The following is a 12,320-nucleotide window of genomic DNA, read 5'->3' as shown; positions in this document are numbered from 1 at the left end:
TGTTTATCTCGCAAGCCAACCGCCATCAACCGCTAAAATGTGACCGTTCAAATAATCAGAGGCTGGTGAGCTAAGGAAAACAGCCGCACCGGCTAGATCCTCAGGCTTTCCCCAGCGCCCGGCAGGAATTCGTTTGAGAATCTCTTCATTTCGATTCTCATCGTCCCGAATGGCTTGCGTGTTATTGGTCGCAATGTAACCAGGAGCGATCGCATTCACTTGTATATGCTGGTTCGCCCATTCGTTTGCAAAAGCCTTCGTCAGCCCTGCGACTGCGTGTTTACTTGCTGTATAAGCGGGGACAAAGACACCGCCTTGAAACGATAGAAGGGAGGCGATATTGACGATTTTCCCTTGCCTATTTTTCAGCATCTGCCGCCCAACCCTTTGGGTGAGGAAAAAGAGACTATTGATATTCACATCCATGACCGTATGCCAATCTTCCTCCGAATAATGAGCGGCCTGCTCTCTTTTAATGGTGCCAGCATTATTGATTAAAATATCGATCGTATGCTTTTGTAACATGGCATCGACAGCCTGCTTTGCAGTTTGAGGGTCGGAAAAGTCAACCTGAACCGCATGAAACGAGCGGCCCGCCTGTTCGACTAGTGTTTTCGTTTCCTCAAGCGGTGTGTGGTGGTATGTGCCGATAATATCTGCGCCTGACCTGGCAAGCGCCACAGCAATTCCCTGCCCAATGCCGGTTCCAGGACCTGTCACAAGGGCTGTTTTGCCTTCAAGAGAAAAGAGGGACGCTACATAGGATACTGTCGTCATCACATTACCTCAGCTGGTCCATTGGGACAAAGTCCATATCTTTAAACGTATAGTTCTCGCCCGCCATCGCCCAAATAAATGAATAATTCGATGTACCCGAGCCTGAATGAATGGACCAGGCAGGAGAAATGACCGCTTCCTCATTGGCCACAACGAGGTGTCTTGTTTCAGATGGCTCCCCCATAAAATGAAAGACACGAGCATCTTCTTCGATATCAAGATATAAGTACACTTCCATACGCCGATCATGAATATGAGCGGGCATCGTATTCCACGTGTTATTGGTTTCAAGCTGAGTGATTCCCATCATGAGCTGACAGCTTTGGATACCGTTTGCGTGGATGACTTGATACAGGTTTCGTACGTTTGAAGCAGACGCTTCCCCTAAGTGATTCGGTGTTAATTCAGCGATGGCTGCTTTTTGCGTAGGGTACGCTTGATGAGCTGTGGCTGATACAAGATAGAACTTGGCTCCCTCGCCTGATGAACTAGCAAACTGTACATCTTCGTGTCCAAGCCCAATATATAAGAAATCTTTGTGCTCCAGTACAAAGGCTTCACCATCAACAGTGACTGTTCCTTGACCGCCGACATTTACAATGCCGATTTCTCGTCTTTCAAGGAAATATTCCGTACGTAGAAAGTCGCCCGCATCTAATTTGAGCGGCTCTGCAGATGGCATGACTCCGCCAATCACCACGCGGTCCTCATGTGAATAGTAGAGCTTTAATTCACCGCTGACGAATAGTGTAGGAATATGAAAATGACGACGAAGTTCCTCTGTTGTAAAACGTTTGACCTGCTCAGGGTGTACAGCATAACGATTTTCCATTTGAAATAAGCCTCCCTTTCCATCTGAAACAAAGTATGGGTATTTTATTTGGTATCGGTTTCAAGGAAAATTTTAGAGGAAAAAGAGAGTGCCGTCAACTGTTATTTTGAAATCGCTTTCTTTTTGTTTATTTAAATGGTTTTTTGTCATCTCCAATCAAAAAAATCTTCTGGAATTTAAGAAATTATGATATGCTCATTTTAAGTTATTTGAAATCGGTTTCGAAACAAATGAGAAGATATTGATTGTGGGAGTTTTTTGAATGAAAGAGAAAAAGCAAACGAAAGTGACCATCAACGAAGTGGCCGCTTATGCAGGTGTTTCAAAATCAACTGTATCCAGATATATCAATGGCAGAACAAATGAAATTTCTACTGAAAAGGTCAAAAAAATTAAAAAAGCCATTGAGGAACTGCATTATCGTCCGAGTCAGCTCGCTCAAGGTTTGAAAGTAAGGAAAAGCAAGGTCATTGGGTTCATTGTAGCCGACATTACGAACCCATTCTCTGTAGCGACACTTCGCGGAGTCGAAGAAATTTGTGATGAATATGGATACAGCATCATGGTATGCAACACAGATAACCGACCAGAAAAAGAACGAGAAATGCTCCTCAAGCTGAATGCACATTATATTGAAGGGCTCATCATCAATACGACAGGTCAGAACAATGATATTCTGCAGGATTTGAAGAAAAACGGTGTGCCGATTGTCCTTGTTGACCGGAAATTACCTGAACTAAAAGTCGACACAGTGACAACGAATAACCGTGATATCACGATCCAGCTGCTTCAACAAATGTATGAGAAAGGCTATGAGCACATCGCCTTCTTTACTGAGCCGGTCGATGGAATCAGTCCTCGTGAAGAACGAAAAGAAGCATATGAACAGACAGCCATGAGTAAACATAAGAAGCCTATCATTGCAGAAATTGATTTGAAACAAAAGGAACAACTGCGAGAAGAGCTTGTCCATTTTGTCCAATTAAGCCAGCAGAAAAAAGCAATTTTAGCAGCCAATGGATTACTTATGCTGAAGCTGATCAGTGAGCTTGTAGAACTCGGGTTAAAGATTCCAGAAGATATAGGCATCGCAGGCTTTGATGATACAGAATGGTATAAGCTGATTGGGCCTGGAATCACAACGGTTGCCCAGCCATCTCATGAAATGGGGAAAGCCGCCATGCAAAAAATCAAGACTCGGCTTGAAGGGGATGAAAGTGCGCCCCAAACCATTCAGCTTGATGGAGAAATCATCGTAAGAAAATCCTTATAAACAACAGACAGAGAAGAGTATACATACGTGCATGCTCTCTCTTTTTCAACTAATTTGAAACCGGTACCGAGAAAGGGGAGAAATGAGTGAAAGCATTGGATGCGGTCACATTTGGGGAATCAATGGCGATGTTTTACGCAAAAGAAGCCGGAGAGCTTCATCAAGTGCATACATTTCAAAAGGCGCTTGCTGGTGCCGAAAGTAACGTAGCAGTCGGTTTGGCGAGGCTAGGTTTTGATGTGGGATGGATGAGCAAAGTCGGAGCAGATTCACTTGGCACATTTATTTTAGAAGAGCTTCAAAAAGAAGGAGTCGATACAAGTGCAGTGATCCGTTCAAATGATGGGTCTCAAACAGGGATTTTACTTAAATCCAAAGTGATAGATGGAGACCCTGATGTCACGTATTATCGTAAAGGCTCTGCTGCGAGCACAATGAGTCCAAGCGACTTTCCCGCGAATTATTTCAAACAGGCAGGACATCTCCATATGACAGGTATTCCGCCTGCATTATCCAGTGAAATGAGAGCGTTTTCTTTTCATGCTCTTCAAAAGATGAAAGAAGCAGGCAAAACCATTTCATTTGATCCAAACCTTCGGCTGCAGCTATGGGAAGAGGAGGAAGATATGATCCATACAGTGAATCAGATGGCTTTTCAAGTGGATTGGTTTTTTCCGGGGCTTGCAGAAGGGCAAAGGCTCACAGGCTGTCACGAGCCGGAAGAGATTGCAGATGTTTATTTGCAAAAAGGCGTCAAGCTTGTGGTCATTAAGCTCGGTGCAGAAGGTGCTTTTTATAAAAGTGCATCCAGTCAGGGGATTGTGAGCGGCTTTTATGTGTCAGATGTCGTGGATACAGTCGGTGCCGGTGATGGGTTTGCCGTGGGGGTTATCAGCGGGTTACTGGACGGTTTATCATATGAAAAATCTGTGACAAGAGGCAATGCTGTAGGGGCTCTTGCGGTGATGTCTCCAGGCGATAAGGACGGCCTGCCTACTCGGGAAGAGCTTCAGGCCTTTATGAAAGAAGCCAAGCGATATCACAGAAGGGAATATATGAAGGAGGATGAAGGATATGGGAAAGTCAGCAAGTTTGAGCGTTAAAGAACGTCTCGCGGCTTGTAAGCTGATCGCAGTGGTGAGAGCGGAGAGCGAAGCAGAAGGCATTGAGATCATTGAGCGTTTAAAGAAAAAAGGCGTTCGTGCCATTGAAGTGACGTATACCACGCCCAATGCTGAACACATCATCGCATCCTTTCAGCATGAGCAAGATCTGATTGTAGGAGCAGGCACAATCACCACCCTTCAGCAGGCGCAGTCAGCCATTGACGCAGGCTCGCAATTTATTGTTAGTCCAGGGTATCTCCCTGTCATTGGAGAGCATCTCTCATTTCACGACACACTCTATGTACCAGGTGTCCTCACCCCAAGTGAAATCATGCATGCAAAAGCAGCTGGATACTGCTTGCTCAAACTTTTTCCAAGCGGCTCCTTCGGTTTATCCTATATGAAAAACTTACAAGGCCCATTTCCAGACATTGAATTTATTCCAACGGGGGGTATTCATCCAGCCGATGTGCCAAAATGGCTGAAAGCAGGTGCAGTGGCAGTAGGGGTCGGAAGTCAGCTGGAAAGCAGTACGGCAGAAGAATTACAAGCAGTTCTTTCTTCATAAATAGGCACTATCAAATGAACAACTGGCAGATGAATGCCGGTTGTTTGTTCGTTTATCTGACATAATAGCAGGTGAATGCTGACTCTTCACGTACAATATTTGTGAAGGAGTGATAGATGTGTACATTCAACAAGATACACTCACGGATGGACAAATAGAGCAGCTGATGACCGATCATATAGAAGAAATGAAAGAGCATTCCCCGCCAGAAAGCATTCATGCCCTTCTGTTAGCTGATTTGAAAAAGCAAGATGTCACAGTGTGGAGTGTGCGAGATGGAGAGGAGCTTCTTGGCTGCGGAGCGTTAAAGGAGCTGTCAAGTGATCACGGCGAAATCAAATCCATGAGGACTGCAGCTCTCCATATGCGAAAAGGTGTAGCAAGGTATATGCTGAACCATCTTCTCCAAGAGGCAAAAAGCCGCGGCTATTCACGTATCAGTTTAGAGACAGGTGCGATGTCTTTCTTCGAGCCAGCAAGAAAACTATATGAGAGTGTTGGGTTTTATATTTGTCCGCCTTTCGGTTCATATCAAGAAGATCCAAACAGTTTATTTATGACAAAGGAATTATAGAGGTCGAGAGAGTATGCTTATAAGCAGCTCTTTTTTTATGCGCAATTTTTGAAAGGGGGAGGATGTGGTGAAAGTATCAAAGTGGATCGGGGTGAGCGCCTTTCTCACTTTTTGTGTCGTATCTGTCATTTTTTTAACATCATTAGGTCAAGATTTATTTAGAATTGAAAGCGCTTCCGAAAAGACGTCAACAACCTATCAATATCACTTTGTCCTTGTACCGGAGGAACTTGATAATGAATATTGGCAGCTGGTACAAAAGGGAGCTGCTGATGCGGCAGCCGCTCATCGCGTGTATTTAGAATATTTGGGTCCGAAGCAAGCCGATATAGACGACCATTTGAAAACCATTGATATGGCAATCGCAGGGCATGTCGATGGCATTATGACACAGGGTCTTGATGCGAAGAAATACAAACCGCTTTTTCAGAAGGCGAGGGATAAAGGCATTGATGTTGTCACCGTTGATACGGATGCAGAGGGGAGCAAGCGTCAAGTGTATGTAGGCACAGACAATTATTATTCTGGCTTTATCGCAGGACAGGCACTCATTGCAGATACAAAAGGCGAACAGTATGTAGGAATTGTCACAGGCAGGCTTGATGCCGTTCATCAAAAGCAGCGCGTCAAAGGGTTTCGAGACGCCGTCGCCGTTGAAAAACGCATTCATATTGCTGGAATAGAAGAATCAGCCATTACCAAATCAGGGGCCTCCGGTGCCGCGTATAAACTATTAAACGATCATGCGAAGCTCACTGCATTTTACGGTACGAGTGCATTAGATGGTGCAGGTATCATTCAAGCAACAGCGCAATATCAATCGTCCACAGACTTTTATGTACTCGCATTTGATACGTTACCAGATACGATTCAGTCGCTCGATGATGGAGAGATTGATGCCGTCGTTGTTCAGCACCCTTATGAAATGGGCTACCAAGCAGTGGAATCGCTTGTGCGTTTGCAGAAAGGTGAAAAAGAAGAACCGCTTCAATACACAGGAACGAGTGTGATTCGGCGCGAGGATCTGCCGCTGCAGCAAACAGACAGAAGGCAGGGGGTGCAGCCGTGAGAAGGATTCGAAGTAAGTTGCTACTGGCATTTTTAATCCTTGTGTTTGTTGGTAACGTGGCCGCTTTTTTCGTCTATTGGAGCAGCTCGAATATCACATCAGAATATAGCAGAAGCTTTCGTTCTTTTCTCCTGCTTAATGATATATCGACAGAGGCAAAAACGATGTATGAAAAGGTCAATGCGTATGCGATTGAAAAGGATCAGCAGTTTGCCAAAGAATATCTAGCTTCAAAACAAATAATGAAATCCTACGACCAGGCATTGCGAAAAGATGCCGGGCTTCATGCGGCAATTCCTTCTATTGAAAAATATCAATATATGATGCGGACGCTCATCAATGAAAGTGATGCGACCATGACATATGTAAAAGAAGGGAAAATCAAAGAATATGCAGCAAGTGTGAAGGAAGTAAGAACCGTCTCCTCCTACATACAAGAGCAAACGATGACCCTGCTTGATGATGAATTGTCTGAGTATCAAGTACTTTATCAATCTCTGCAAAAAAGACACCAAACCTATGCGCTCTTTACCCTATGTTTGTTTACGCTGTCCATTGGGGTCGCCTTATGGATGGCGTATATGATTGCTGGCGGGATATCAAGACCGATCGTCCATCTCTCTCGAAGCGTAAAGGAAGTATCAGAAGGAAACTTTGATGGAGCGGACTTGCATGTCACCTCAAAGGATGAAATTTCTGTATTAAATGAGGCTTTTCAGCGAATGCGTCAAGAGATGAAAATGATGATTGAAGAGATGAAACAAAAGGCAGCCTTAGATCAAAAAATCAAAGACATGAAGCTGAAAACGCTGCAAAACCAAATGAACCCACATTTTTTATTTAATACCTTAAACATCGTCTCACGCATGGCTTACTTAGAATCAGCGGATGCCACATCGAGGTTGATCCAATCTGTTTCCACTCTCATGCGTTATTCGCTGTCAGCTCTCAGTGCATCCGTTACGCTCGAACAAGAAGTAAAAGTGGTCAAAGAATATTTTCATATACAAGAAACGAGATTTGCCGATCGTATCACATGCAAAACGATCATAGATGAATCGTGTTTATCTGTACATATCCCAAGTCTCACCTTACAGCCGCTTGTTGAAAATGCCTTTATTCATGGCGTCGAACCAAAGGAGGAAAACGGGCTTGTCGAACTCTCGATCTATCAAGAAGGCGGCTATGTGATGATTCGGATTCGGGACAATGGGATGGGAATCAACGAACAAGAGAAAAGGAGATTGCTATCAGAAAAAGAAGAGGAAGATCCAAACATCTTGAGTAAAGGGCACTCGACAGGGATCGGTCTTCGAAATGTGATGTCAAGGCTGCATTTGTTTTATGGGGTAAAAGATGCCCTGCAAATTGACTCAAAGCCAAACGAAGGCACCACCATTCAATTGGCTATTCCGATGAAGGAGGGACCATCATGCTGAACGTGCTGATTGTGGATGATGAAAAAATAGAACGACTAGCAATGCGGAAGTTCATGACGGATTGGCTTCCAGAGTGTCATATCGCAGGAGAAGCTGAAAATGGAAAAAAGGCGGTTGAATTCGTGCGGACTGAGCCCGTTCATCTTGTACTCATGGATATTCAGATGCCGGGAATGGATGGACTCACAGCGATCAAGCAAATCAAAGCGAGCAGCCCTCATACAAAATTTATTATGCTGACAGCCTACGATACGTTTGATTATGCCAAGCAAGCGATGCAAGAAGGGGTGAAGCAATACCTCGTCAAACCGGCTGACAAAGATGAAACCATCGCCGCCATTCGCACGGTTGCGGCAGAGATTCAGCAGGAGGCGTCTCAGCGGCAGGCGGTGGCGGCCGGGCAGCAGTCAAAGTGGCTTGAAACTCATGTCATAAACGGTCAATCCTATACCTCTACGGAGTTTCAACAACTGTTTCATGAATTCGAAGCAGGTCTTGTCATCGCTGTGCAGCGGACAATCGGGGATCAGCTGTTGATGGATTTACAGACATCTCCCCTTTTTCATACGGTACCGATTCAGGTGAGTGGTGAGTTGTTTACATGTCTCATTTATCGTCACCAAGCGCCTGGTCATTTAAAGGCAGATGTCCTACAGGCGATTCGAACTGCCACCACAAACGATCAGCCTTCACCTGTCGTTGGCATAGGACACCCGGTCTCAAATCCGCTTTATCTTCAGAAAAGTGCAGCAGAGGCGAAGCTTTCCTATTATCAGCGAAAAAAGAGCCCCGGCGTTGTTCGTTATGGTTTTTACCAAACAGAAGAACAGTCTCATCCATTGATCCATCTGCCAGAGCTTGCAGACGATATGATGCAGGCAATGGAAGAAGGGAGAAGAGAGGATGCGCTCGCTTTATTCGATGCCTTTGAGCTAGAGGGGGCGACCCTTTCACAACTAAAAGAGCTGCTGATTTTATTTAAATCACGGCTACGAACAGACTGGCCAATATTAACGATCAGCACCGCAGCTGAATGCCGTCAGTGCTGTGAATATTTATTTGACGTGTACGAAGCAAGAAACCAGACTGTGAATGATATCGAGCGGGCAAAGCGATACATCAAAACGCATTTTTGTGAACAGATCACGCTGGAGCAGACTGCCGCCTATGTTGATTTAAGTCCAACCTATTTCACAAAACGGTTTAAAGACGAGACAGGGCTGACATTTAAAGAGTATGTGACCACCTGCCGGCTGGATAAAATCAAACAGCTTCTCAAAGACAGCTCGCTTAGTTTAAAAGAAATTACTTATCAGGCAGGATATACAGACCCCAATTACGTCAGCCGTGTGTTTAAGAAGATGGTGGGTTGTTCACCGAAGGAATATCGAAAACAGACCGTAAAAAAATGAAGAATTTCATAAAAAAGTGAAGAAGTTTGCCTAAAAAAAGCAAGGATCTGCCATTATACTTATTATGATAACGCTTACAAAATAGGGATGGGGGATCAATCATGAAGGTTAAATTAGGCTTTACGCTGTTAGTGCTTTGTATGCTTATCGTCACTGCCTGTAGTTCATCGACGAGCTCAGGTGCGAAAAAAGAGGGCGGAGCAGAGAAGCTCGACATTTTCTCTTGGTGGACTGGAGCAGGTGAAGAGGACGGACTGAAAGCACTTATTCAATTGTTTGAAGAGAAAAATAAAGACATCCCAATTGAAAATGCAGCCGTCGCAGGTGGTGCTGGTACAAATGCAAAGGCTGTTCTGACTAGCCGGATGCAAGGAAATGACCCGCCAGCTACATTCCAAGTACATGGCGGAGCGGAGCTGAATGAGAGCTGGGTCGCAGCAGGCAAAATGGAGCCGCTGGACGATCTATATGAAAAAGAAGGCTGGAAGGACAAATTTCCGGAATCACTCATCGACCTTGTCAGCAAAGATGGGAAAATCTATTCAGTACCAGTGAATATTCATAGGGGCAATGTGCTTTGGTATAACAAGAAGGTATTTGATGATGCAGGCTTAGAGCCGCCAACGACCTTTGATGAATTTTTCAAAACAGCAGATGCATTAAAGAAAAAAGGCATTACACCGCTTGCACTTGGTGATAAAGAGCCTTGGGCAGCGACGCATTTGTTTGAGAGTGTGCTGCTCGGCGTTTTAGGCGCTGATGACTATCAAAAACTTTGGGCTGGCGACATGAAAATGGATGACGCAAAAGTGAAGGAAGCGGCAGACATCTTTGGACGTATGCTTGAATATGTCAATGATGACCACAGCTCACGTAACTGGCAGGATGCCTCGCAGCTCGTAGCAAAAGGGGAAGCTGCAATGAATGTCATGGGCGACTGGGCGAAGGGGTACTTTGTGAATGATCTGGATCTGAAGGTGAATGAAGACTTTGGATACGTGGCGACTCCTGGCGCAGAGGGAAGCTTTATGGTGATCACCGATACATTTGGACTGCCAAAGGGCGTGAAACAGCCAGAAAACGTGAAGAAATTCTTATCTGTCTTAGGATCTGTGGAAGGACAGGATGCATTTAATCCGCTGAAGGGATCGATTCCGGCACGTGTGGATGCAGATGTTTCTAAATATGATGAATACGGAAAATCGGCGATGAAGGCATTTAAAGAATCAAAGCTGGCGCCGTCTCTCGCGCATGGTTCAGCTGCTGAAGAAGGGTTTGTGACAAAAGCGAATCAAGCCGTCAATATCTTCGTCACACAAAAAGAGAGCAGCCAGTTTGTTTCATCTTTAAAAGATTCAATGAAATAAAGACGAGGAGGCGGCGACTAAGCACCGCCTCTTTTTTAAAAAGGAGTGTAGCTTCATGCGTATGGATACATCGCCGATCACAAAAGCAGCAACACCTAAAGTCAAACGTGTTCAGAAAAAATGGAGTGGGGATCAGCTGCTTGCGCTTCTATTTTTAGCCCCGTCGGCTGTGTTGTTATTCATCTTTGTTTACGGCTTTATTGGCTGGACAGGGTATGTGTCATTATCAAATTGGACCTCGCTTGTTCCTGATTTCTCTTTCGCAGGGCTTCAAAACTATATGATGCTGTTTCAAGATTTCCGCTTTCAGTCTGATCTTCGGAACACGGTCTTTTTTACGCTATTCTTTATTGGAGCCGTTATTGCCTCTGGGCTCGCACTTGCGATTTTACTAGATCAGAAGATCAAGGGTGAATCTCTATTTCGGAATTTATTTTTCTTTCCAATGGCCCTTTCCTTCGTTGTGACAGGGGTCGTCTGGCAATGGATTTTAAACCCGTCCACTGGGGTGAATCTATTTTTAAAGACGCTTGGTATCCAGCCTAAGTGGTACACGGATACGAACATTTTAGCCGGATTTGTCTGGGGGAAAATTGAGTTTGGTATCCCTGCGGCAATGATTGCCGTCGTGATTGCAGCTGTTTGGCAGATGACTGGATTTTCTCTAGCGATGTATTTGGCTGGTTTGAGAGGCATTCCAGAGGAAGTAAGAGAGGCTGCTAGAATGGATGGCGCAACCGAGTGGCAGATTTACCGGAAGATTATTTTTCCTCTATTAAAACCGATTACTGCAAGTGTCATTATCATTATGGCTCATATTTCATTAAAGATTTTCGATTTGATTTACTCGATGACAGGACCGGGTGCAAACTTTGTCACAGATGTTCCGGGTGTTTACATGTTTGAAATGACCTTTAGAGGAAACCATTATGCAGGCGGTGCCGCCATCGCGATTGTGATGCTGATCTCTGTTGCGGTCTTTATCGTGCCATATCTCCTGTCGAGCCGGAAGGGGGCGTCATCATGACAGCTAGATGGTTTGTCCGTCCAGTCCTTTATGCTTTATTGATTTTGTGCAGTCTCTTTTTTCTGATGCCAGTCTATGTCATGCTCGTCACAAGCTTGAAGCCATTAAGTGAAGTGACCCTTGAGAAAATGTGGACGCTGCCGTCAACACTCGATTTTTCAAGCTATCAAATCGCATTTGAAAAGCTAGCGCCCAATTTAATGAATTCTCTTTATCTAGTCATTCCGGCTACCTTATTGTCAGCTGTCTTAGGGGCGATGAATGGCTATGTCCTATCAAAATGGCGTTTCAAAGGGTCAGAAGTGGTCTTTACACTGATGCTGTTTGGAATGTTTATTCCATATCAAAGTATCCTCATTCCACTCATTCAATTTTTACGCGAAGTCGGATTGTATAATTCGATTCCAGGTTTGGTGCTTGTCCATGTCGTATATGGACTCCCAATCACAACGCTCATGTTTCGAAACTTCTATGTGAGCATTCCTGATGAAATGATTGAATCGGCAAAAATGGACGGTGCAGGGTTTATCGGGATTTTCAGACATATGATTCTTCCGCTTTCGATCACAGGATTTGTTGTGGTCGCGATTTGGCAGTTCACAAATGTATGGAATGAGTTCTTATTTGCAGTCACGATGACCACTGCAGAGCATCAGCCAGTAATGGTTGCCTTGCAAAATCTATCTGGCAGTCAAATTGTGCAATGGAACGTCCAAATGGCAGGGGCGATATTGGCCGCACTGCCGACACTTTTGGTTTATATTCTGCTCGGAAAATACTTTGTCAAAGGGCTTCTCGCAGGCTCTGTCAAAGGATGAAATATTTTTGTGTTATCGTTTTCATTTGGTGTACTGAAAGGATTGACTTCTCTTTAGA

Annotated in this window: 12 protein-coding genes; 10 read left to right on the top strand and 2 right to left on the bottom strand. The window is 44.6% G+C overall.

Annotated elements, in window-relative coordinates; all coding sequences use genetic code 11:
- Positions 1–3 precede the first annotated feature (3 nt).
- Complete coding sequence (kduD, locus tag NST39_RS17500) at positions 4–777, bottom strand: 2-dehydro-3-deoxy-D-gluconate 5-dehydrogenase KduD (RefSeq protein ID WP_335351355.1); 774 nt, start codon at positions 775–777, stop codon at positions 4–6.
- A 4-nt stretch (positions 778–781) separates the two neighbouring features.
- Entirely contained in the window at positions 782–1,609 is an 828-nt protein-coding gene (gene kduI / locus NST39_RS17495) for a 5-dehydro-4-deoxy-D-glucuronate isomerase (RefSeq protein WP_106067034.1), read from the bottom strand.
- Positions 1,610–1,871: 262 nt separating this feature from the next.
- Between kduI and NST39_RS17490 the strand changes: the two genes are divergently transcribed.
- The 10 genes from NST39_RS17490 (at position 1,872) to NST39_RS17445 (ending at position 12,262) form a co-directional block, all read left to right on the top strand.
- Positions 1,872–2,882: a LacI family DNA-binding transcriptional regulator gene (locus NST39_RS17490; RefSeq protein ID WP_335351354.1), complete on the top strand. Its 1,011-nt coding sequence runs from the start codon at positions 1,872–1,874 to the stop codon at positions 2,880–2,882.
- Positions 2,883–2,968: 86 nt separating this feature from the next.
- Positions 2,969–3,985 carry a sugar kinase gene (locus NST39_RS17485; protein WP_065097910.1) on the top strand — a complete coding sequence of 339 codons (1,017 nt, stop codon included), beginning with the start codon at positions 2,969–2,971 and terminating at the stop codon, positions 3,983–3,985.
- Positions 3,957–4,556, top strand: a complete 600-nt coding sequence (locus NST39_RS17480; RefSeq protein ID WP_268484653.1) for a bifunctional 4-hydroxy-2-oxoglutarate aldolase/2-dehydro-3-deoxy-phosphogluconate aldolase — start codon at positions 3,957–3,959, stop codon at positions 4,554–4,556. The genes NST39_RS17485 and NST39_RS17480 overlap by 29 nt, the downstream gene beginning before the upstream one ends.
- A 118-nt stretch (positions 4,557–4,674) precedes the next feature.
- Positions 4,675–5,130 carry a GNAT family N-acetyltransferase gene (locus tag NST39_RS17475; RefSeq protein ID WP_341029533.1) on the top strand — a complete coding sequence of 152 codons (456 nt, stop codon included), beginning with the start codon at positions 4,675–4,677 and terminating at the stop codon, positions 5,128–5,130.
- A 67-nt stretch (positions 5,131–5,197) separates the two neighbouring features.
- Complete coding sequence (locus NST39_RS17470) at positions 5,198–6,199, top strand: sugar-binding protein (protein WP_341029530.1); 1,002 nt, start codon at positions 5,198–5,200, stop codon at positions 6,197–6,199.
- Positions 6,196–7,638 (top strand): sensor histidine kinase, encoded by a 1,443-nt coding sequence (locus tag NST39_RS17465; RefSeq protein WP_341029528.1) that lies wholly within the window; start codon positions 6,196–6,198, stop codon positions 7,636–7,638. The genes NST39_RS17470 and NST39_RS17465 overlap by 4 nt, the downstream gene beginning before the upstream one ends.
- Positions 7,632–9,050, top strand: coding sequence for a response regulator (locus tag NST39_RS17460; protein WP_341029526.1), 1,419 nt, complete (start codon positions 7,632–7,634; stop codon positions 9,048–9,050). Before NST39_RS17465 ends, NST39_RS17460 begins: the two co-directional genes overlap by 7 nt.
- 101 nt (positions 9,051–9,151) lie before the next feature.
- Positions 9,152–10,417 (top strand): ABC transporter substrate-binding protein, encoded by a 1,266-nt coding sequence (locus NST39_RS17455; RefSeq protein ID WP_341029523.1) that lies wholly within the window; start codon positions 9,152–9,154, stop codon positions 10,415–10,417.
- Positions 10,418–10,478: 61 nt separating this feature from the next.
- The gene (locus NST39_RS17450; protein ID WP_065098081.1) at positions 10,479–11,444 is read left to right on the top strand and encodes a carbohydrate ABC transporter permease; all 966 of its coding nucleotides are present in this window, start codon (positions 10,479–10,481) and stop codon (positions 11,442–11,444) included.
- On the top strand, positions 11,441–12,262 hold the full coding sequence (locus NST39_RS17445; RefSeq protein WP_341029520.1) for a carbohydrate ABC transporter permease: 822 nt from the start codon (positions 11,441–11,443) through the stop codon (positions 12,260–12,262). Before NST39_RS17450 ends, NST39_RS17445 begins: the two co-directional genes overlap by 4 nt.
- Positions 12,263–12,320 lie beyond the last annotated feature (58 nt).

The sequence above is a fragment of the Bacillus sp. FSL W8-0645 genome, assembly GCF_038007905.1.
Classification (GTDB): Bacteria; Bacillota; Bacilli; order Bacillales; family Bacillaceae; genus Bacillus; species Bacillus pumilus.
This window is presented reverse-complemented; position numbering and strand designations above follow the sequence as displayed.

Bases quoted from the DNA above. Each gene is read 5' to 3' on its own strand.
- NST39_RS17480 (WP_268484653.1), top strand. From the start codon at position 3,957: ATGGGAAAGTCAGCAAGTTTGAGCGTTAAAGAACGTCTCGCGGCTTGT.
- kduD (WP_335351355.1), bottom strand. From the start codon at position 777: ATGACGACAGTATCCTATGTAGCGTCCCTCTTTTCTCTTGAAGGCAAA.
- NST39_RS17455 (WP_341029523.1), top strand. From the start codon at position 9,152: ATGAAGGTTAAATTAGGCTTTACGCTGTTAGTGCTTTGTATGCTTATC.
- NST39_RS17490 (WP_335351354.1), top strand. From the start codon at position 1,872: ATGAAAGAGAAAAAGCAAACGAAAGTGACCATCAACGAAGTGGCCGCT.
- kduI (WP_106067034.1), bottom strand. From the start codon at position 1,609: ATGGAAAATCGTTATGCTGTACACCCTGAGCAGGTCAAACGTTTTACA.
- NST39_RS17450 (WP_065098081.1), top strand. From the start codon at position 10,479: ATGGATACATCGCCGATCACAAAAGCAGCAACACCTAAAGTCAAACGT.
- NST39_RS17460 (WP_341029526.1), top strand. From the start codon at position 7,632: ATGCTGAACGTGCTGATTGTGGATGATGAAAAAATAGAACGACTAGCA.
- NST39_RS17445 (WP_341029520.1), top strand. From the start codon at position 11,441: ATGACAGCTAGATGGTTTGTCCGTCCAGTCCTTTATGCTTTATTGATT.